Source organism: Chitinophaga sp. 9-1-y, from assembly GCF_059511905.2.
On the sequence record NZ_CM197955.1, the window covers coordinates 1785308 to 1807524 of the forward strand.

The window sequence follows — 22217 nt, forward strand, 5'->3', positions numbered from 1 at the left end:
TAAAATACGTTTTTTATTTGGTGGCATGCCTTACATCTGTTCATGGTGGCTCGTTTTAATATTTTTTTTCTTTTTTAATTGTAAAATTGACAATTATTTTGTTCTTTTGAATGGTCACAACAAGTCATGGTTGTCTGACGGCATTTTAAAATTCTCGTTATGAAAAAAAAATATCAATACATCCGCACCGGTATCCTGGGGCTGCTGCTTTCCACGCAGGCCATACAGGCACAGAACACGGTCACTTTTAAGCCGGAAGCGCCCACACAAACCATCAACCGCAATATCTACGGACATTTTGCAGAACACCTGGGCAACTGTATTTATGGCGGATTTTATGTAGGCGATACTTCGCATATTCCTAATACCGATGGTGTACGTAAAGATGTGATTGCGGCACTGCGTAAAATGAAGATTCCTAATTTACGTTGGCCAGGCGGTTGTTTCGCAGATACTTACCATTGGAAAGACGGCATAGGGCCCAAAGATAAAAGACCTACTATCGTTAACAGCTGGTGGGGAAATGTAACCGAAAACAACAGCTTCGGTACCCACGATTTCCTGAATATGTGTGAAGAACTGGGCGCGGAACCTTACCTCTCCGGCAATGTGGGCAGTGGTACCGTGCAGGAACTGGCCGATTGGGTACAATATGCCAACTTCAGCGGCAAAAGCCCTATGTCTGACCTGCGCCGGCAAAATGGCCGGCAGGAACCATGGAAGGTAAATTTCTGGGGAATCGGTAATGAAGCGTGGGGCTGTGGCGGTAACATGCGCCCGGAGTACTATGTAGACCTGTATCGTAAATTTGCCACCTTCATGCAGGGGCACATTTTCAGAATTGCTTCCGGGGCGAATAGTTCTGACTATAACTGGACGGAAGTACTGATGAAAAATATTCCCGGTTCTCTGCTGGATGGGGTTGCCCTTCACCACTATTCGGTGATAGACTGGAATAAGAAAGGCGATGCGGTAGACTTCAACGAGCAGCAATACTTCACTACCATGAGATCGGCGCTGTTCATGGATACACTCATCCATAAACATGCTGCCATTATGGATAAATATGATCCGGGTAAGAAAATAGCCATGGTGGTAGATGAATGGGGAGGATGGTATAACGTAGAAGGGGGAACGAACCCCGGGTTTCTTTTCCAGCAAAATACCATGCGGGATGCGATGCTTGCCGGATCTACCCTCAATATCTTTAACAACCACTCCGACCGTGTACGCATGGCCAACCTGGCACAGGCTGTCAATGTATTGCAATCTGTGATTCTCACCAAAGGAGATACTATGATCCTCACACCTACTTACTATGTGATGGAGATGTACAGTGTACACCAGGATGCCACCCTGATTCCCATAGATATTCATAGCAACAACTATACGCTGGGCAATGAAAAACTGCCTGCCGTATCAGCATCTGCTTCGAAAGATAAAAACGGGGTGACGCATATTTCACTGGTGAACATAGATGCTCACAAAACCCAGGAAATCACGCTGGATACCCGTACAGAAAATTATAAGTCTGTCAGCGGCCGGATACTCACATCCGCCAAACTGCAGGACTATAATAGCTTTAGCAAGCCGGATAATATTAAGCCGGCCGACTTTAAAGGCGCTTCGCTGAAGAAGAATACCATCAGCGTAAAGCTGCCACCTTTCTCCGTGGTAGTACTGGAATTGAAATAGCCAATACGAATAATGGTGTAGTGGAGGAGGTGTTTACACGATGATGCAATACCGGGCGTACCACCAGGTATAGTAAACAACTTCCGCCGCTCACCGTTATTCGTAATTTTTTGTGCTTTTTTATAAGTGTCAATTTTACAATAAATATGAAATCAGGATATGTAATAGGCGTGGACTTTGGCACCGACTCAGTTCGATCCATTATTGTAGATGTACAAAATGGGCAGGAAGTAGCCGCAGCGGTATTTTATTACCCCCGCTGGAAAGATGGACTGTACTGCAACGCCGCAGAAAGCCGTTTTCGCCAGCATCCGCTGGACTATATCGAAGGATTGGAGGCCACCATCAAACAATGTCTGCAACAAGCCGGTAACAGCGTAGCCGCGAATATCAAAGCCATTTCAGTGGATACCACCGGCTCCAGCCCCGTAGCAGTTGATGAAAGCGGTACACCATTGGCGCTGACACCCGCTTTCCGGGATAACCCAAACGCCATGTTTGTATTGTGGAAAGATCATACTGCGTTGAAAGAAGCTGCTGCGATTAATGCTACCGCCGCCACTTTTAAGGAAAACTACCTCCGCTTTGTAGGGGGGATCTATTCTTCCGAATGGTTCTGGGCTAAATTGCTGCATATACTTCGTGTAGATGAAACCGTTAGGAACGCCACCTACTCCTGGGTAGAGCATTGCGACTGGATCCCCTTTCTGCTCTCTGGTGGCACGCATGTGAGCCAGTTGAAGAGAGGTGTTTGCAGCGCCGGGCATAAAGCCTTGTTTGCAGCAGAGTTTGGCGGATTGCCGCCGGATGCATTTTTCACCGCCATAGATCCACTGTTACAGGGCTTCACACAACGGTTGTTTACCCGCACCTACACCAGCAGTGAAGCGGCAGGCTATCTCAGTGCAGCCTGGGCAGAACGGCTGGGATTATCTACCAGTGTAGTTATTGGCATCGGTGCCTTTGACGCACACATGGGCGCCGTAGGCGGGCAAATAGCGCCTTACCACCTCAGTAAAGTAATGGGCACCTCTACCTGTGATATGCTGGTAGCACCCATGGAAGATATGCAACACAAGCTGGTGAAAGGAATCTGTGGGCAAGTGCCCGGATCAGTGATCCCTGGTATGATGGGCATGGAAGCAGGACAATCGGCTTTCGGTGACGCCTATGCCTGGTTCAGCAACGTACTGGCGTGGCCGTTGCAACAGCTGCTGCCGGCTACCTCCCTGATAGATGCCGCCACCGCCGCAAAACTGGCCGCGGAAATGAGCGGCAAAATGATTGCGGAACTATCACTGCAGGCCGCACAGATTACCCCGGACGAACACAGTGAGCTGGCCATCGATTGGCTGAACGGCCGCCGTACCCCCGACGCGGATCAATCGCTCAAAGGCAGTCTCACCGGTCTCCACCTGGCTACAGACGCCCCCCGGCTTTTTCGCAGCGTGGCCGAGTCTACCTGCTTCGGCGCCAAAGCCATTGTAGACCGCTTCGAACGGGAAGGAGTACCCGTAAAAGGATTGATTGGCATTGGTGGCGTAGCGAAAAAATCGGCCTTCATCATGCAAATGATGGCCGATGTGATGAACATGCCTATCCGTATTCACCGCTCTGAACAAACCTGCGCATTGGGCGCCGCTATGTTTGCGGCCACCGCCGCCGGCCTCTTTACCCGCGTGGAAGACGCCATGGAAACCATGGGACAAGGCTTCGAAAAAACGTATACACCCGATGCTCAACGGGCAGGCATATACGCCAACAGGTATGAAAAGTATAAAGCATTAGGCGCTTTCACCAGCGCCCTCACCATAGATTAAAATTTGTATGCAAAGCTACCAGGACATCCGGCAGGCCGCCTATGAAGCTAATATGCAGTTGCCCGCACTGGGATTGGTGATTTTTACCTTTGGTAATGTGAGCGCCGCCGATCGCAACAAAGGCGTATTTGCCATCAAACCCAGCGGAGTGCCATACACTGCACTCACACCAGAAAGCATGGTCATCGTGGACTTTGACGGGAAAACAGTGGATGGCCATTTACGCCCCTCTTCCGATACGCTCACCCATGCAGTACTCTATAAACACTGGGAACAGATCGGCGGAATTGTACATACGCATTCTACCTATGCTACCGCATGGGCGCAAAGCCAGCGTGATATTCCCATTTACGGCACCACCCATGCAGATCACAACACCGTAGATATTCCCTGCGCCCCACCCATGCCTGATGACATGATTGCCGGCGACTATGAATACCAGACCGGCTTTCAGATCATGCAGGCACTGACACAACGCGGCCTTACCTACAAGGACATAGAAATGATCCTGGTAGGGAATCATGCCCCGTTTACCTGGGGCAAAACAGCAGAGAAGGCAGTCTATAACAGCGCCGTACTCGAAGCGGTTGCCCAGATGGCCTACCTCACAGAATCCATCAACGGCAACGCGCCGCGTTTGAAAGACGCCCTGATTAAAAAACACTTTGAACGTAAACACGGCCCGCAATCCTATTACGGCCAATAAATCCAATAATATGCTTCATCTGAAAACATTCGAAATTTGGTTGGTAACAGGTAGTCAACACCTGTATGGAGAAGAAACATTGAAACAGGTAGCACTGCATAGCCAGGAAATTGCGGCCGCACTTAACAATAACTCGCGTATACCCGTAACCGTAGTATATAAGCCCACCGTAAAATCACCGGAAGAAATTTATGCGGTTTGCATGGAAGCCAACGCCGCCCCCAATTGTATCGGCGTTGTTACCTGGATGCATACGTTCTCTCCTGCCAAAATGTGGATACGCGGACTAAAAGCACTGGCCAAACCCATCTGCCACCTGCATACCCAATACAACCGCGATATCCCCTGGAGCGAAATAGACATGGATTTCATGAACCTGAACCAAAGCGCGCATGGCGACCGGGAGTTCGGATTTATGATGAGCCGGATGCGCATCAACCGGAAAGTAATTACCGGTCACTGGCAGGATCCGGAAGTAGTGGAAGAACTGAGCGCCTGGGCCAGGGTAGCTGCCGGCTGGCACGACTGGCAAGGTGCGCGCTTCGTACGCTTCGGTGATAACATGCGCTATGTTGCCGTTACAGATGGCGATAAAGTAGAAGCAGAAAGTAAACTCGGCTTCTCCTGCAATACTCACGGTATAGGCGACCTCGTTAGTGTCATCAATGGCATTGCTGATACTGCTGTGGCAGCACTCGTACAGGAATACGCCGACGCCTACACGATATCAGGCGCGCTACTGCACGATCAGGCATTGAAAGATGCTGCCAGGATAGAACTCGGCCTCAAAGCATTCCTCGAAGCAGGCAACTACAAAGGCTTCTCCGATACATTCGAAGACCTGCATGGCATGATACAACTACCCGGTATAGCAGTACAACGCCTCATGCAGGCAGGCTACGGTTTTGCCGGAGAGGGCGACTGGAAAACGGCCGCACTTGTAAGAGCCATGAAAGTAATGGGCAGCGGTTTACCAGGTGGTAACTCCTTCATGGAAGACTACACCTACCATTTTGACCCCGCTAACCCGATGGTGCTCGGTTCACACATGCTGGAAATTTGCGCCTCCATCGCAGCAGGTAAACCGTCCTGCGAGAAGCATCCACTCGGCATCGGCGGAAAAGCCGATCCGGTACGACTGGTATTCAACACCGCCGCAGGCCCGGCTATCAATGCTTCTCTCGTAGATATGGGCAACCGTTTCCGCCTGCTGGTGAATGAAGTAGAAGCCGTAGCACCGCCACAGGACCTGCCTAAACTACCAGTAGCCCGCGTACTCTGGAAGCCATACCCGGACATGAAAAAAGCATGTACCGCCTGGATACTGGCCGGCGGCGCGCATCATACCTGTTACAGCCAGAACCTTACAGCCACACATATGCAGGACTTCGCCGATATGGCAGGTATTGAACTGGCACTGATAGGTAAGAATACCGATTTGCGGGAGTTTAAAAATGAATTGCGCTGGAATGATGTGAGCTTTTAATACAAGATTTTTGTCTTGTACAGGATTAGACTGATTATACTGATTTTTGTTTTCAGTGGATTGGGATAGAAGAGCATCTGTTATTATCTTTTAGAATCAAAAAATATAAATCAGTATAATCAGTCTAATCCTGTACAAAGACAAACATCACCGCGTAAAATGATCAACGATATATGAACACACGAGGTATGATAGCGGCTTTCTCTATGCTATTGGGCGTATATACTACGCCGTTAGTAGCACAGCAACCGCTGAACTTTACCATAAAAGCTAACGAAATAAAAGCTACCGTATCGCCGCATATGTGGGGCATCTTCTTCGAAGATATCAACCTCAGTGCCGACGGTGGTATCTACGCTGAACTGGTGAAGAACCGCTCTTTTGAATTTAGCTCCCCCTTAATGGGTTGGAATATTCCGAAAGAAGTGGCAGGCAATGGTCAGGTACTAATCATCAATCGTGAGGCCGGTCATCCGGCTAATCCGCGTTTTGCTGAAATAACAGTAACGGGTACACGTAGCTACGCGCTGGTCAATGAAGGTTTCCGGGGCATGGGGATTAAAGCAGGAGAGCAGTATCATTTTGCTGTGTATGCCCGTCGGCAGGGACGTGATGCCGTGAAATTAACCGCCACCTTGCTGGATGAAGCAGGAAAAGCGATTGGCAGCACTACGCTTATACCAGACAGCAACGACTGGCAGCAATACAAAGCAAGTGTCACCGCCACAGCTACTGCCGTTAAAGCGAAGCTGCAGGTGGAATTCAGTGGTCCTGGCGTCCTGGATATAGACATGGTGTCATTGTTCCCGCAGCATACCTGGAAGGAGCGCCCCAACGGATTGCGCGCCGACCTGGTACAACTGCTGGCAGATCTGCACCCGGGATTCCTCCGTTTCCCCGGAGGCTGTATTGTAGAAGGGAGGGAACTGACCAACCGTTACCAGTGGAAGAAAACAGTAGGAGATGTTAATGAACGGACGGTAATCATGAACCGCTGGAATAATGAGTTTGCCCACCGTGCTACGCCGGATTATTTCCAGTCGTTCGGACTGGGATTCTTCGAATACTTCCAGCTCGCGGAAGATATCGGCGCGGCGCCGTTGCCGATTCTCAACTGCGGCATGGCCTGCCAGTACAATAGCGGCGAAGTGGTGGCTGTGAATGAACTGGATCCCTACATACAGGATGCCCTGGATCTCATAGAATTTGCCAATGGAGATATACATACCACCTGGGGCGCGCTGCGCGCTAAGATGGGCCATCCGGCGCCGTTTAACCTACAGATGATGGGCGTAGGCAATGAGCAGTGGGGACCACAGTATGTAGAGCGATATACCATTTTCGCTAAAGCTATCAAGGCCCGGTATCCGGCGATGCAATTGGTAAACAGCCTGGGCCCCGGTCCGGACGGCGACAAGTTTACCTTCCTGAATGATACGCTGCGTAAGTTGCAGGCAGATATACTCGATGAGCATTATTACAGCTCCCCGGAATGGTTCCTGCAAAACGCTGGCCGCTACGATACCTATGACCGTCACGGTCCAAAAATTTTCGCCGGCGAATATGCCGCCCATAGTAAAGGCGTTGGAAACGGCGATAATAAAAATACCTGGCAATGCGCCCTGGCGGAAGCCGCTTTCATGACAGGGCTGGAACGCAATACCGACGTAGTGGCCATGGCATCGTATGCGCCGCTGCTCGCGCACGTTGACGGCTGGCAATGGACACCCGACCTGATCTGGTTTGATAATCTACGTGCCTACGGCACCCCCAACTATTACGTGCAGAAGCTGTATGCCAACAACAAAGGCAGTGCTGTAGTACCTATACTGAAAGGGAACAGCATCATCAGCGGACAGGACAGCGTGTATGCGTCTGCGGTACTCGACCAGGCTGCCGGTGAACTGGTGATAAAACTGGTGAATGCGGCTGCTACTGCTGCGCCCGTTACGTTAACAGTACAAGGCGCGAAACTCGCCACAACCGGCCATTTAACCATCTTACAACACAACGATTTACAAGGCCTTAATTCATTGGAGCACCCCACTCGTATCGCTCCTGTGGAGCAAAGCATTGACATAAAAGGAAAAACAATCTCCGTACACATGGCTCCCTGGTCTTTTGATGTGATCCGTGTAAAGAGGAAACAGTAACCTGACGAGCGCACTTTCGTATAGTGTAAACCGTTGACATGCAATTGGCTGTCAACGGTTTTTATTTTAAGAAGACATTAATTTCAGTTCATCTCATAGTACCTTTTCCGGGTGACCGGCGTATAAAAGAGAGAGGTTTTCCTGCAACTCCCTTGTAATATACTTGCGCCGTATTTTACAAGGCTTTTTTAGTTGTTCAGGTGACACCAAAAAAGAAATAAAATTGTTTGACTTTCACCGGATAATCCCGATATTTAGTAACACTTTTCACTTAATCATTAATTATCAAAATACGTTATGGACATGAATTTTAAGGCGATGACTGCCCTATTGATTTCCGGTGGTACCCTATTGGCTTCCTGTAATAACAATGCAGCTAAGACAGAAGAAAGTAAGGACTCCACAGCAGTAGCTGCTACTCCGGCTTCCGGCCCCACTCACTTCGGCCAGGCAGATGGTCAGGATGTATTGCAATATACCCTGAAGAATGCCAATGGCATGGAAGTGAAAATACTGAACTATGGTGGTACCATTACAGACATCATCACCCCTGACAAACAAGGACAAAAAGGGAACGTCGTATTATCCTATGATTCCCTGTCCGGTTATCAGCAAAAAGGACAACCTTACTTCGGTGCACTGATTGGCCGCTACGCCAACAGAATTGCCAACGCCAAATTTAAACTGGATGGCAAGGAATATACCCTGGCCCCCAATAACAATGGCAATAGCCTCCATGGTGGTTTGAAAGGATTTGATAAAGTAGTTTGGGCTGCTACACCGGCAGGCGACAGCAGCCTGCAACTGGTGTATAACAGTAAAGATGGGGAAGAAGGATATCCGGGCAATTTACAGGCAACAGTAGTGTATACCCTTACACCAGATAATGCCCTGCAGATCACCTATAAAGCAACCACCGATAAACCTACCCCGGTAAATCTTACCAATCACGCGTACTTTAACCTGTCTGCCGGTAAAGACAGCACCATCCTGGGTCATGAATTATCGCTGAAAGCCAATCAATATACACCCGTAAATGATAAACTCATTCCTACCGGTAAGCTGGAAGCAGTGAAAGGAACGCCGATGGATTTTACTTCACCTAAGAAAATTGGTGCAGATATCGGCAAGGTAAATGGTGGGTACGACCACAACTGGGTCCTGGATAAGAAAGAAGGCGCGCTGGAAATAGTAGCTACCTTGTATGATCCAACCAGTGGTCGTTTTATGGAAGTAGCTACCACGCAACCTGGTATGCAGTTTTATACCGGTAACTTCCTGGATGGTAAGCTAACCAATACACGTAATGGTCAGAAGTATGTGCAACATGCTGCACTTTGCCTCGAAACACAACACTTCCCTGATTCACCAAATCAACCCTCTTTTCCTGGTGTGATCCTGAAACCAGGTGAAACGTTTGCGCAAACTACCGTGTACAAATTCTCTACAAAATAGCAGAAAGCGGAAAGCATAAAGCAAAAAGCTATTAAGGCGAATGATCAAAGCGTATTTAATATTCGCAATGATCATTCGCCTTAATAGCTTTTTGCTTTATGCTTTCCGCTTTCTGCTTACTTGAAATTCGGATTCTGTATCAATAAGCCCTGGCTTCTGTCTATTTCCTGCTGTGGCATTGGGAAGTAGTAGTTCTTCGGACGAACAAACGTTCTCGCAGCACCACCGTTGATAATTTGGGTATTATCATACGCCAGTTTAGGCTGTTTGTATAATGCCACAATGTCTACCAGTTTCGCTTTATCCCAACGGATTAAATCCTGGTGACGCTCGTTTTCACCACATAATTCTACCCTGCGCTCATGCATCAGTTCCTTCATACCACCGTTGGTAACCGGAGTCAACGTAGCGGAAGCACGTTTGCGAACGGCATTAATTTCCGCATCACCGGCGCCGGCGCCATGCAGGCGGATCTTGGCTTCAGCCACCAGCAGGTAGATATCGGAAGAGCGCATTAAAGGCGTTTTCAGGGAGTAATCCAATCCGCCGGAAGATTTCCAGGCGCAGAATTTTTTATAGTGATAACCACTCCATGATGCATCTGCATTGTAAGTAGCAATACCGGTACCGATATTTACTTTATCGCCAGGTTGCATGATGCAGATGTTTTTGCGTGGGTCGCCAGCTTCAAATTCATCTACGAGCCCTTTGGTAGGGTAGAAGAAGCTCCATCCATTCCAGTTACGGGGTGCGTGATAAGTGATGAAATCGGAATAACCGTTGCCATCTACAGTTTGAACAGCCATTAACATTTCTGAGTTATTGCCGGTAGCTACACTGAAGTTATCCGCATAGTTAGGTGCCAAAGCATAGTGCGTATTGCTAACTACTTTGCTACCTGCTTCCACGGCTTTATCCAGCTTTTCCCAGTTCATGTACAGCTTGCACAGCAGGCCCCAGGCAGTACCTTTGCTAACGCGACCTTTGTCGGCGTCACCATAAGATTCCGGTAGTTGCTCAGCAGCAGCTATCAGGTCTGTTTCAATTTGTGCACGCAGTTCGTCGGCGCTTACTTTAGGTTTTTTGTAGTTGGATTTCAATACGTCATCTTCAGTTACCATAGGGGCATCACCATAGATGAGCAACAAACGCCAGTAGGCAAAAGCGCGGAAGAAATGTGCTTCGCCGAGGCAACGGGCTTTAATAGCCGGGTCTATATCCGTGATTTTAGGAACATAGATCAATACGTTGTTAGCGCGGTTAATGGTTTCGTATTTCCATCTCCAGCCTACTCTTACGCTATAGGTGGTAGGATCGTAGGAGAAGTCTTCAATAGCACCATCGTAACCGTGGTCGCCACCGCGTACCTGGTCATCTGAGCAGTTATCGAATACAAACTCGTTAAAGCCGGTATAATCTTCTTCCAACAATACATTATACATACCGGTAACGCCGTCTAAGGCATCGCTTTGGTTACGCCAGTAGTTACCGGTGGTGTAGTTACCTTTAGGCTGTACATCCAGCACACTCTTACAACCCGCCAGCAGCAAGGCACTTGCTAAAAATATATGTTTCATCCGTTGCATAGTAGTTAATTTAAAGTTCCCGTGAATTAAAAGTTAAGGGTAGCGCCAAATGTATAGGTCCGGGCCTGTGGATAGGCGGCTACGTCTACACCACGTTGTCTGTTACCATCCGGGGTACCGTTGTAACCCAGTTGTGGTGTCAGGCCGGTGTATGGTGTCAGGATAAACAGGTTCTGTGCCGCTACATATACATGGATATCGGAGATGCCACTGCGACCCCATAATTTAGACGGGATAGTATATCCCAGGGAAACGTTTTTCAGGGAGAAATAATTACCGTTTTCTACAAAGCGGTCAGATACACGGGCGTTACCGTTGTCATCGTTTTTAGACATACGTGGCACGCTGTTGCTGGTACCTGCACCATGCCAGCGGTTTAACGCTTCTGCATACATGTTGTAAGAATAGGTAGGATCCATACCCTGCATTTTATCTGCGTTGTACAGTTTCACACCGCTTACGCCGGCAAAAGAGAGACTCAGGTCAAAGCCTTTGTAGCTGCCGCTGGCCTGGATACCGTACACCATTTTAGGATTCGGGCTGCCCAGGTTTACGCGGTCCTGGTCGTTCACGATACCATCACCATTCACATCCAGGAAGCGTACATCGCCTGGTTTAATTTTATTTCTGTTAGGATCGTGTGCAACATTAGGATCGTTCTGGATATCGGCGGTTGTTTGATAGATACCATCGGTTTTCCAACCATAGTAAGATGCCAGTGGCTGACCTACATAGGTGTGGGAAATTTCTACGCCTTGTCTGCCATACACGGTAGAGCCGATGTAAGAAGAAGGATCGTATAATTTAGTGACTTCATTTTTGATGAAGGAGGCGTTGGCGCTCACGTTGTAACGGAAGCCATGGTTGCCGCCCTGGTAGCCAACTTCCACTTCCCAGCCTTTGTTGTTCAGCTGACCGATGTTACGATCGGGGATAGTAGCGGTACCATGGAGGTCCATTTCTGGTGCAGGCACCAGCATGTCGCGGGTATTTTTGTTAAACCAGGTAATGGTGGTATTCAGTTTGTTATCGAAGAAGCCGGCTTCTACGCTGATGTTGGTCATCGCTGCTTTTTCCCAGGTGATATTAGGGTTAGCGAGACTGGCATTCCAGATACCTGTGTATGGCATATCACCGAAGTTATAGCGTCTGTCTTTGAGAACAGGTGCAAGGTATTGGAAGTCGGCAACGTTCTGGTTACCCAGCTGTCCCCAGCCACCGGTGATTTTCAGGTTGCTGACTACTTTTACATTTTCTTTGAAGAAGGCTTCATCTGAAACGCGCCATCCTGCAGAGAACGCAGGGAAGTAACCCCAGCGCTGATCAGGTGCAAATTTGGAGGAACCATCTGCACGGAAAGTAACGGTCAGCAGGTATTTTTCTTTATAACCATAGAAGCCTCTTACAAAGCCTGATGCCAGTGCATTTGCTGGTTTGAAGTTGCCTTGTGCGTCATGGATATCGTTACCATTGCTCAGCACGCGTTGATCGGGAGATTCGTCGTTGAAGCCCCAGCGGTCGGCCCGGAAGAAGGAACCATTATAAGTTTGCTGAGAGTAACCACCGGTAACGGTAACATGATGTACCTGATTGAAGAACTTATTGTACGTCATGAAAATTTCGCTCAGCTGGTTGTTTTCCGTGGTGCTGCGGTTGAATAACTCGGCGTGGTCGCGGGCACGGGTTTGATCCAGTACTTTCGGCTGGAAGTTATACTCGTTGTAGATGTTACCATCAAAGCCGTAGTTAGCGCGGAGGGTAAGTCCGTTGGTAATTTCCAGTTCTCCGTATACGCTGGCCAGCATGCGGTAGGTTTTACCCCATTGATCAGTGGTTTCAGCAGTATATACCGGGTTGTTGATATCTCCCAGTTCATTGCTCGCTTTGGAGCTGCCGTAGCTGCCGTCGGGATTGTGTACCGGGATAGCAGGGTTGAAGCGGAGGGCGCTGAAAATAAGACCGGTTTGGGAAGAATAAGTATCCGGACCTGCATTTTGTTTATAGGTCAGCTGCATATTTTCGCCTACTTTGAAACGTTTGCCCAGCTTATGTTCTGAGTTGATGCGAACAGAGTAGCGTTTGAAATAAGAGTTGACAATGAGACCGTTTTCATTGTAATAACCTGCGCTGAGCATGTAGTTGGAAGTAGCATTACCGCCGCGTAAGTTAACGTCTGCATTGGTGACGTTACCGGAACGCAGGAGGGCACGTTGCCAGTCGGTGCGTTGGGTAGCGTAGTAAGGATCTTTCCAGATAGGATCTACGGCGCCACCATCGTTGGTAGCACGTTCCTGTTTCAGCATGGCCAGGTCAGGTGCGGTGAGCAGCGGAATATAGCGGATGGTATTGGATATACCGCGGTATACATTGACAGATGCTTTGAGTTTTTCACCGTAGCTGCCTTTTTTGGTGGTGATGATTACCACGCCGTTGGCGGCACGGGTACCATATATAGCAGAGGAGGAGGCATCTTTCAGGATTTCCATGGAGGCGATGTCGTTAGGATTAACATCACTCAGGTTGACGGCGGGGATACCATCGATAATAATGAGGGGATCCGCGTTGTTGATAGTACCGGTACCGCGTATACGAATAGCCGGGGTGCTGCCGGGAGCGCCATCAGAGCGAACAATGTCCACACCCGTTACGCGGCCCTGTATGGCAGAAGCAGCGTCAGGTACCGGCAGGTTTTTGATGTCTGATCCTTTTACGGAAGCAATGGTTCCGGTTACATCGCGGCGGGTTTGTGTACCATAACCTACCACTACTACTTCTCCCAATCCTTTGGTGGTAGCATTCAGGGATACGTTGATAACGCTTTTATCGCCAACCGTGATTGTTTGCGGTTCATAGCCGATAAATGAGAACAAAACCGATTTAGCACCTGACGGTAAAGAAAGGCTGTAGTTCCCTTTTGCATCTGTACTGGTGCCATTGCTGGTGCCCGGCACTAATACATTTACACCAGGCAGACCTGCTCCGTCTGCCGCCCCGGTAACTTTTCCGGTAATGGTCTTCTGGGCTATCGCAGCGCTGGTGACTGCCAATAGAAAGACCATCAGAAAGCATAATTTTCCAGTGAATGAATACCTCATAATTTGATGAATAAAGAAGTGAATTTTGATAAACGTGATTCGTACAGATTACGGCCTGCCTGTTGATTGTTTACTGAATTACTGGTTTTGGTTGTTAATGAATAATTGTTGCTAAATCGTTATTGCACTATTGCATGTTGTAGGTTTGTTTTTTAGTTTTTCACTGGGTTTCAAAAATGATGAAAAAAAATGGTTGGCACTATACACATGACTACATACACAGGACTCGGCCAGAAAGGTAATGAATTTTACAAATGTAACAGTATAGTTTTTTACCTTGTATTGGTGATAGATTAATTATGTATTAACACTTGTGAAGGCGTATGGCAGACGCTTATAGCGGATCAATAAAAAAAAGGGGCTGATATATCAGCCCCCTGAAAACGTTCATAAATGAGTAGGAGAAGGTTTTTTTTCCCTTCGGGAGATAGAAAGCACCGGTTTTTACTGCTGTCATTTCCGCCGGGATTTGGCCCATCAGGGTGTATCCGGGCCACTAGGCAGATTTTATAGGCGTACCATCGCCCGTGTTATCTAGTTGCTCATATTCCCGCAAATAACTACGGGGTGATTTACCTGTTATACTCTTAAATACCCGGTTGAAGTTGGCGATACTATTAAAACCACAATTGTAAGCTACGGTGGCAATACTATCGAACGAGCCACCTGCCAGCTTTTTGCAGGCTTCATTAATACGTACTTCATTTAAGAAAGACACAAACGTGAGTCGCGTATGCTTCTTGAAATACCGGCAAAAGGCCTGGGGCGTCATATGCGCCTCCCGGGCAATATCTTCCAGCTTTATCTCCGTATCATAATGCTGCATGATGTAATTATAGATGTACCCGATACGGATACCTTCCTGCTCATTTACCGCCGATAACCGCGAACCGGTAATCAACGGCTCCAGGCTTTTGATGGTCAGGAAAAAGTTCATCAACTCCACAAAAGCCAGGAACTGCGCAATACCCTGCGATTGGTGAATCTTCAGCATACGGCTGGAAATGTCCAGCACATGCGCCTCCGGGATCTTGAAGCCATTCCGTGATTGCTCTACAAAACTCCGGATCTTCTTAAATTCAGGTAAATCAAATAACGGCGCCAGTTTGCCTTCCGGGTTAAAAAATACCGTTAGCGCCTGTACGTTTTTTTTGTTCTTACTGCCAAATGGTAATTCCTCACTTTTTAACACATGGGGTTGATTACTCCCTATCCAGTAAATTTCATTGGACCAGAAAGCATGCATATTGTTCTCTACAATCAGCGTACCATGGCCATGTTGAATCCAGGTGAGCTGAATTTCTTCATGACGATGCAGATGCGGATAGAACGCCGGCAGCGAATCTTTTTGTGTGATAATGGTTTTGTCATGCGCTACAGGGATCGTAAACTGTAATACTTTCATTTACTTACATTATTCTTTTTTTAACACCTTAATAGCTTTTGCAGCCGAATTTAGGTGAAGATATGAGAACAAGTTATTAAAAATCGTTTAAAAACTACGCGCGGCAGGTAGTACTTTTAAAAAAAATTCGTGGAGCAACTTATGCGCATAAGTTGCCTGCTTTGCATGTACATACCACCGATCAGCATTACAGTATGAAGTACCTGAAATTCCTTTTTTTCCTGGTATTACCAGGCCTTGTACCTGCCGGATTATGGGCACAACAAAACCAGCTAACGCCCTATCTGCCCGGACATGCGGAAATATTGCAGCGTTATCGTAACATGGCGCGATTGGATACCGTTACCCGGAAAACCGTATTCCGGCATAATGTGGAAGCCAACTGGCTGCCAGGTGGAAATTCCTTCTGGTATAAGGCAGAGGATAAAGACAGCACAAAGACTTACTACCTTGTAAACGCCCTCACCGGGAAAAAAGAGGTGATCGCAGATACTGCAAAAATTGCAAAATTTAACGGAACACCTGCCGCTAACCGCCCTTTCCAACATCCGGAACCCCGTCGCTGGGAAAGTTTTGCTACCGACAGCATCTCTCCCAGCAAGCAATGGGTAGCCACCACCATTAACGGGAATGTATATATACGTTCACTGCTGGATGGCTCCATCAAACAATTTACCCATGATGGCGACACCACGAAAGATTATTATGGCTCCCTCGCCTGGTCGCCGGATAGTAAGCACCTGGTAGGCTATCGCATCCACCCGGTAGAGGATACTGCGGTATATTACGTGCTGACCAGCCAGCCCGGCACTACCCGCGGCCAGCTCCGTTCCCAGCCCTACAAGCAACCAGGCGATCCCTTTACCACCTACGAAATGTATGTATTTGACCCCGCCACTACCTCTGCTACCAAAGTAAATACACCCCTCATCGATTTCTTTGACGCCCCCGTATTGCACTGGCGCGAACCGGATAACCGCCATTTTCTCTATGAAAAAGTAGACCGCGGCCACCAGCGCTTCCGCATTATAGAAGTGGACGTTACTAACGGTAACACCCGTACGGTACTAGAGGAAAAAACCACCACCTTTATTTATGAATCAAGAATATTTACCCACTATTTACCCGATACCAACGAACTGTTGTGGACGTCCGAAAAAGACGGCTGGCAGCATCTTTACCTGGTAAACACCCTCACCGGCGACGTGAAAAATGAGGTCACCAAAGGGAATTGGATCGTGCGGGAAATCGACAGCGTAGACGCGAAGAAAAGAGAGATATGGTTTCGCGGCAGTGGCAGAAACGCCGGGGAAGATCCTTACTTTATACATTACTACCGTATCGGCTTCGACGGAAGTAAGCTCCTGGAGCTGACACCAGGTACCGGTAACCACACTGTTTTCTTTTCTCCCGATAAAAAATTTTATATAGATAAATACTCGCAGGTAAATGTGCCACCAGTAAATGAATTGCGCCGCACTGCCGACGGCAAACTTATTGCCGTATTGGAAAAAGCGGACGTCAGCGCCTGGCAGGCTACCGGTGTGCCTTTTCCAACGCCATTTACCGCAAAAGGCCGCGATGGCAAAACAGATATCTGGGGCATCATGTGCCGTCCTTCTAACTTCGATTCCACTAAACGCTATCCGGTTGTGGAAAATATTTATGCCGGTCCACAGGATGCCTATGTGCCAAAGAGCTTCATGAGCTACTACTCAGATATGCAGGCACTGGCCGACCTGGGCTTTATTGTGGTACAAATTGATGGGATGGGTACCGCCAACCGCTCCAAAGCTTTTCATGATGTATGCTGGAAAAACCTGGTGGATGCAGGTTTCCCGGATCGTATGTTATGGATCCAGGCACTGGCCCGGCAATATCCCTTTGTAGATACCAGTAGGGTAGGACTATACGGTACCTCTGCCGGCGGGCAAAATGCCCTCGGCGGACTCCTCTTTCACCCGGAATTTTATAAAGCCGCAGTGGCCTCATGTGGTTGCCACGACAACCGGGTAGATAAGCAATGGTGGAACGAGCAGTGGATGGGATACCCGGTAGACAAGCACTATGAGGAGCAGTCCAACGTTACCAATGCAGGTAAACTGCAGGGCGATCTCCTCCTCATCGTAGGCGAGGCCGATACCAACGTACCGCCGGAATCTACCTATCGCGTGGTGGATGCCCTCATTAAAAAAGGCAAAAGCTTTGATTTTCTGCCGATACCCGGCATGGGACATAGCGATGGCGGCCCTTACGGACGCGGAAAACGCCGCGATTTTTTTGTGCAACACCTGCTGCAGGTGAACCCACCAGACAGAAATACCAACGAAGCTAAATAGCCCTATACCTTAATTTGTTCGCCATCAATGGCCGTTTTTTCACAAGCTATAACGGAGATTACGCCCCGCGATTCCTCGCGGGGCTTTTTTGTGCTCTTCCAAACTTTACATGTGGTAAAATAAAGGGCGCTTTGTATTGCAAAGTGCTTTTTATTTTATAATTTTACCCTGTATTCAAAACCTATATATGGAAACTGGAATTTCCAAACGCCTGCCGGCATCGTTCATGTCTGGTATAGTATGCCTATGTCTTGCCATATTGGTGCTAACCTTCTCTGGTTTCAGGGAGGAAGATGGGGTTAGGTCGGCTTGTTTTCTGATGAACCATCTCATTTTATTAGCTTATTTTTTCCTGGTCTGGATAGGAGGCTACCTGAAACCCAATCCCGACAGGCGAAAGATAGTCGCCATATTTGTGTTGCTGCTCCTGGTAGATGCTTATACCGTGAATATGGTGATGTCGGTATTTGACGCCACCACACTATGGTTTGTGATTATCCTGGTGATCATGGGTGCCAATATCCTGGCATTTTCCTGGTTTGAGGCATTCCCGGAATGGGTGAAGTGTTTGCAGTGTGGGGTGCTGGGCTTTACTTTCCTGGCGCCGGTATACCTGGCTTGTTATCTCCTGAGTATGTATCTCATCAGCATCATTGGGCTGATCGCCATTGGTATTTCCCTGGTCACTTTTTCTCCCATATTCGTAATTTGGTTCCATACCAGGATGGTACGCATCCTGGTATGGCCGGTATATCGTTTCCGCGTGATTTACCTGATCACCATGGGGCTGGCAGTAATGGTGATCGCTGCCTATTCTTTTTTGTATGCGACGAAGGTAAACGCCATGGACCGTATTTATCGTCAAACTACAACCAACATGCCCGGCTGGATAAGAGTCGCACAGGAACCGTTGTTTGGTCCGGTTACAGAGATGATTTTAAAAACCAACATTATTTACACCGCACCTGACATGGATGCCTTCGGTATTTTCGAGATGCCGAAGCGGGAATATGATAGCGAAGTAAAACATGATCCCCTGTTCGTCCTCTCCACTTTCCTCTTTGGCCGCACCTCCATCCCGGAAGAAGACAGAATCAACATCCTGAACGTGGCCTATGATAAACGCCATTTTGCGGAAGAACGCCTTTGGAGCGGCAAACATTTAAGTACCACAGATGTGAATACACGCGTAGACCTATGGCCCCAATATCACCTGGCCTATACGGAAAATACGATTGTGGTTAGCAATGAAGACGGGAAAGAGTGGGGGCTACGGAATGAAGAAGCCATCTATACTTTTCACCTGCCGGAAGGCGGCGTAGTCACTTCCTTATCCCTCTGGATGAACGACAAAGAAGAAAAAGGCATACTGACCACCAAACAAAAAGCAGATAGCGCCTATAAAGAAATTGTTGGTCATCAATACCGCGACCCGTCTGTAGTACACTGGCAGGAAGGAAACCGGGTAGTGGTACGCGTATTCCCGGTGGTGCCACGCGATAAACGAAAATTTAAAATTGGGATTACCGCACCACTGGCCGTAAAAGATGGCCAGCTGTTATACCAACCCACCTGGTTTGAAGGTCCGCCGGCGGAACACGCCACCTACAATGTAACGCTGAACATGCAACAGTGGCCAAAAGAAATGACCACTCCTTCCGGGTTCTTTCACGATAAAGGCAATCGCTTGTCATACCTGGGTAACTACCACACCGATTGGGAACTAAAAATCCCCAACGAATCCATAAACAACGCCGCTTTTAATTTTAACGGGCAACGATATACGCTATTGCCGTATACACCGGCCTATGAATTCTTTACACCCGCCAATTATTATCTCGATGTTAATCAGAACTGGCACTATGAAGACTATCAAAAAATAATAACCAGGCTGGAAAATAAGCCGGTATGGGTGTTTCATCCGGAAAAAGGAATGGTGGCCGTGAACGCGCAAAATAAAAAGGCGTTGTTCGAAGACCTGCAACAGTTCAACTTTTCCGTGTTCCCCTTTCATCAGATTCCGCAACCCGCCACGGCAATGGTGATTGCTGTTTCCGGACAAACATCGCCACAACTCAGCGATTTGGGCGCCACCCATTTCGAAGACAGTTTACGTGCCTGCTTCAGGAAACAACGTATACGACTATACGATATAGGCACTACTTTATCGCCCTACCTCGCCACATTGAAGGAGTCACGGTCACTGATATACGAAAAAGGCACCACGGAACAATTGCTGTCTCAAATCAGTAAAAACAGTTTCCTGAAACCGGAAGAAGACAGCAGCCAGCTGATTATGCCGCAATCCGGCATACGCATTGCCCGCAGCACAGATAGTACCCGGACGTCCGGTCCGGATCATTTGGCGCGACTGTTTGCCTACAACTATATATTACAGGAACTGGGGCCGCGTGTAACGGCTTCGGATGCCGGCAAAGACAGTCTGCTTGTTCAGGCCGCAAAAGAGGCATACCTGGTAACGCCGCTATCCAGTTTGATTGTACTGGAAACACAGGCAGACTACGATCAGTTTGGTATTAAAGACGACGGAAATACCCTGAAGAATGCCTCCCTGAAAGGACATGGCGCCGTACCGGAACCGCATGAATGGGCCTTGTTTATAGTGGCAGTAGCCTTGCTTACCTATGTCAGGTTTGAGAAACTGCTGTTCCGCAAAAAAGAGAAAGCATGCTAACGTTATTGTATACACGGTGTACAAATAGAGGGGCAAAACTGCCGGCAACCTGGTTGCTGGCAGTTTATGGTTGTATCGCTATTTTCGAACTACAACACTATTTCGCCTGGCGCAGCGCTTTTTTTGGATTATCGCTACTCGCTATGGGCATGGTATTCAGGGTGAATACCGCCTTAAAGGGAACCACCAGGTGCGGTTGGGCCGCCTTGTTATTTTTGCTGCTCTCCTGCGCAATGCCCGTGATGACATTGCGTTACCTGGTATTGATATCCGCTGCTTTCTTTGTGGTAGAATATTTTTATGGCCGTCTCCATTTTCTCACTTTTATCACCACTATGCTGGCTACGCCGGTTATCGACTACCTGGTAAATGTATTTAGTTTCCCGCTACGACTGTGGTTAACAGGTGTTGCAGGTAATATCCTGGCAACCGTAAATCCGGCGGTTACTACGAGCGGCAATATGATTCAGTTGGGACAGCAGGCTTTTACGGTAGATGTGGCCTGTATGGGCCTGCAAATGATGCTGACGTCGCTGCTTTGCGGGGTGATGCTGATCGCCTTTTATCAACGCCGGTACCAGAAAACATTACCCGCCGTATTGGTGCTGTTGGCATTGCTGGTAATTGCGGGGTTAAACGTCATTGCCAACGGGTTCCGTATCATTTTGCTGGTCCAGTTTGCACTGCCCCCGGGTACACTGGCGCATGACGGGGTGGGGATTTTATCGCTGCTGGCCTATGTAGTGTTGCCTATGATACCAGGCATCAAATGGTTGTTGCAACGTTATGGTAAAACTGCCAGCACACCTTCCACGCAGGTGCCTCGCCGTTATGCGGCTATATTACAAGGGGGATTACTGTTGGGCATTATTGCTGCCCAGGTATGGGCGTGGCATCCTGCCGTTAATAACAGCAGCTTTAATGGAGCCGTAACAACCCTGCCCGGTTATGTACGCACCAACGAAAACGATCACGTAGTAAAGCAAACGGCTCCGGATGCGTTGTTGTATGTAAAACCTATTCCGGGTTTCTATTTTACAGACCATCAGCCTATGATTTGCTGGAAGGGGAGTGGCTTCGAATTCTCCAATGCACAGGAACGTACTATACAGGGCGTGAAAATGTATACTGCTACATTACAAAAAGACAATAGTCGCCTTTATACCGCCTGGTGGTATGAAAGCCATAACCGTCGCAGCAGCAGCCAGCTCGAATGGCGATGGGATGCACTCCGCAACGGCAATCATTACTACCTGGTAAATGTTACGGTAGAAAAACCCGCTTTACTGGAACCCAAAATCAGTGAATTACTGGCCGCTCATCTTATTCAGTAATCCCTTCCGTTTCTTCTTTATGCCGGGGTTGATAATACCCGTAAAAATAAGCCAGTATCAGGATACCCGTTACAAAAGGAATCAGCGCCAGGTGCTTGAAGGTGATTGCTCCGATGATTACCTGCGTATCAAAGTGAAAGAACTCGCTGATCATCCAGTAAGAGTTGGCTGTAATCCAAACGGTAATGGCTACGTTGTGGCATAACTCCGACATATACTGGCGGGTACGCCAGGCAATTACGATGGAAATAATGAGTGTAGGAAAAATCATGGCAATGCCCAGGGGCTTCCAGATCATACACCAGCTGATATCTTTCAATAACCAGAAAACAATATGCAGGTTTTCCATTTTACGATAACTTAAAGGAATGCTGTATACCGGTGATGTGGTGACTTGTTTGCTCATGTGTGTTGTTCGGTTAATTTTACCTGGTTGAAATAGGGGATA

The 22217-nt window shown here is 48.1% G+C and carries 13 protein-coding genes; 9 read left to right on the forward strand and 4 right to left on the reverse strand.

Annotated elements, in window-relative coordinates:
• The first annotated feature begins 159 nt into the window (after window positions 1-159).
• The 6 genes from AC5ZC7_RS07085 (at window position 160) to AC5ZC7_RS07110 (ending at window position 9315) form a co-directional block, all read left to right on the forward strand.
• Complete coding sequence (locus tag AC5ZC7_RS07085; protein WP_496160288.1) at window positions 160-1695, forward strand: alpha-L-arabinofuranosidase C-terminal domain-containing protein; 1536 nt, start codon at window positions 160-162, stop codon at window positions 1693-1695.
• Window positions 1696-1841: 146 nt separating this feature from the next.
• On the forward strand, window positions 1842-3515 hold the full coding sequence (locus AC5ZC7_RS07090; protein WP_496160287.1) for a ribulokinase: 1674 nt from the start codon (window positions 1842-1844) through the stop codon (window positions 3513-3515).
• A 7-nt stretch (window positions 3516-3522) separates the two neighbouring features.
• Window positions 3523-4221 carry an L-ribulose-5-phosphate 4-epimerase AraD gene (locus tag AC5ZC7_RS07095; protein WP_496160286.1) on the forward strand — a complete coding sequence of 233 codons (699 nt, stop codon included), beginning with the start codon at window positions 3523-3525 and terminating at the stop codon, window positions 4219-4221.
• Between the two features lie 10 nt (window positions 4222-4231).
• On the forward strand, window positions 4232-5707 hold the full coding sequence (gene araA, locus AC5ZC7_RS07100; RefSeq protein WP_511911430.1) for an L-arabinose isomerase: 1476 nt from the start codon (window positions 4232-4234) through the stop codon (window positions 5705-5707).
• Between the two features lie 173 nt (window positions 5708-5880).
• Window positions 5881-7860: an alpha-L-arabinofuranosidase family protein gene (locus AC5ZC7_RS07105; protein ID WP_496160284.1), complete on the forward strand. Its 1980-nt coding sequence runs from the start codon at window positions 5881-5883 to the stop codon at window positions 7858-7860.
• Between the two features lie 297 nt (window positions 7861-8157).
• Window positions 8158-9315, forward strand: coding sequence for a galactose-1-epimerase (locus AC5ZC7_RS07110; protein WP_496160283.1), 1158 nt, complete (start codon window positions 8158-8160; stop codon window positions 9313-9315).
• Window positions 9316-9431: 116 nt separating this feature from the next.
• On the opposite strand, the gene AC5ZC7_RS07115 is transcribed toward AC5ZC7_RS07110, so the two are convergent.
• The 3 genes from AC5ZC7_RS07115 to AC5ZC7_RS07125 all read right to left on the reverse strand — a co-directional run bounded on the left by AC5ZC7_RS07115 (window position 9432) and on the right by AC5ZC7_RS07125 (window position 15401).
• The gene (locus AC5ZC7_RS07115; RefSeq protein ID WP_496160282.1) at window positions 9432-10892 is read right to left on the reverse strand and encodes a RagB/SusD family nutrient uptake outer membrane protein; all 1461 of its coding nucleotides are present in this window, start codon (window positions 10890-10892) and stop codon (window positions 9432-9434) included.
• Between the two features lie 35 nt (window positions 10893-10927).
• Window positions 10928-13960, reverse strand: coding sequence for a SusC/RagA family TonB-linked outer membrane protein (locus AC5ZC7_RS07120; RefSeq protein ID WP_496160281.1), 3033 nt, complete (start codon window positions 13958-13960; stop codon window positions 10928-10930).
• A 532-nt stretch (window positions 13961-14492) separates the two neighbouring features.
• Window positions 14493-15401 carry a helix-turn-helix domain-containing protein gene (locus AC5ZC7_RS07125; protein WP_496160280.1) on the reverse strand — a complete coding sequence of 303 codons (909 nt, stop codon included), beginning with the start codon at window positions 15399-15401 and terminating at the stop codon, window positions 14493-14495.
• A 194-nt stretch (window positions 15402-15595) separates the two neighbouring features.
• On the opposite strand from AC5ZC7_RS07125, the gene AC5ZC7_RS07130 reads away from it, so the two are divergent.
• The 3 genes from AC5ZC7_RS07130 to xrtN all read left to right on the forward strand — a co-directional run bounded on the left by AC5ZC7_RS07130 (window position 15596) and on the right by xrtN (window position 21769).
• On the forward strand, window positions 15596-17740 hold the full coding sequence (locus tag AC5ZC7_RS07130) for a prolyl oligopeptidase family serine peptidase (RefSeq protein ID WP_496160279.1): 2145 nt from the start codon (window positions 15596-15598) through the stop codon (window positions 17738-17740).
• A gap of 187 nt (window positions 17741-17927) precedes the next feature.
• Window positions 17928-20435 carry an XrtN-dependent VIT domain-containing protein gene (locus tag AC5ZC7_RS07135; RefSeq protein ID WP_496160278.1) on the forward strand — a complete coding sequence of 836 codons (2508 nt, stop codon included), beginning with the start codon at window positions 17928-17930 and terminating at the stop codon, window positions 20433-20435.
• The gene (xrtN, locus tag AC5ZC7_RS07140; protein ID WP_496160277.1) at window positions 20429-21769 is read left to right on the forward strand and encodes an exosortase N; all 1341 of its coding nucleotides are present in this window, start codon (window positions 20429-20431) and stop codon (window positions 21767-21769) included. Before AC5ZC7_RS07135 ends, xrtN begins: the two co-directional genes overlap by 7 nt.
• On the opposite strand, the gene AC5ZC7_RS07145 is transcribed toward xrtN, so the two are convergent.
• Window positions 21759-22175 (reverse strand): hypothetical protein, encoded by a 417-nt coding sequence (locus AC5ZC7_RS07145; RefSeq protein WP_496160276.1) that lies wholly within the window; start codon window positions 22173-22175, stop codon window positions 21759-21761. The two genes, xrtN and AC5ZC7_RS07145, sit on opposite strands and share 11 nt — an antisense overlap.
• Window positions 22176-22217 lie beyond the last annotated feature (42 nt).

Bases quoted from the DNA above. Each gene is read 5' to 3' on its own strand.
- xrtN (WP_496160277.1), top strand. From the start codon at position 20,429: ATGCTAACGTTATTGTATACACGGTGTACAAATAGAGGGGCAAAACTG.
- AC5ZC7_RS07135 (WP_496160278.1), top strand. From the start codon at position 17,928: ATGGAAACTGGAATTTCCAAACGCCTGCCGGCATCGTTCATGTCTGGT.
- AC5ZC7_RS07095 (WP_496160286.1), top strand. From the start codon at position 3,523: ATGCAAAGCTACCAGGACATCCGGCAGGCCGCCTATGAAGCTAATATG.
- AC5ZC7_RS07090 (WP_496160287.1), top strand. From the start codon at position 1,842: ATGAAATCAGGATATGTAATAGGCGTGGACTTTGGCACCGACTCAGTT.
- AC5ZC7_RS07145 (WP_496160276.1), bottom strand. From the start codon at position 22,175: ATGAGCAAACAAGTCACCACATCACCGGTATACAGCATTCCTTTAAGT.
- AC5ZC7_RS07105 (WP_496160284.1), top strand. From the start codon at position 5,881: ATGAACACACGAGGTATGATAGCGGCTTTCTCTATGCTATTGGGCGTA.
- AC5ZC7_RS07120 (WP_496160281.1), bottom strand. From the start codon at position 13,960: ATGGTCTTTCTATTGGCAGTCACCAGCGCTGCGATAGCCCAGAAGACC.
- AC5ZC7_RS07130 (WP_496160279.1), top strand. From the start codon at position 15,596: ATGAAGTACCTGAAATTCCTTTTTTTCCTGGTATTACCAGGCCTTGTA.
- AC5ZC7_RS07110 (WP_496160283.1), top strand. From the start codon at position 8,158: ATGGACATGAATTTTAAGGCGATGACTGCCCTATTGATTTCCGGTGGT.
- AC5ZC7_RS07085 (WP_496160288.1), top strand. From the start codon at position 160: ATGAAAAAAAAATATCAATACATCCGCACCGGTATCCTGGGGCTGCTG.
- AC5ZC7_RS07125 (WP_496160280.1), bottom strand. From the start codon at position 15,401: ATGAAAGTATTACAGTTTACGATCCCTGTAGCGCATGACAAAACCATT.
- AC5ZC7_RS07115 (WP_496160282.1), bottom strand. From the start codon at position 10,892: ATGAAACATATATTTTTAGCAAGTGCCTTGCTGCTGGCGGGTTGTAAG.
- araA (WP_511911430.1), top strand. From the start codon at position 4,232: ATGCTTCATCTGAAAACATTCGAAATTTGGTTGGTAACAGGTAGTCAA.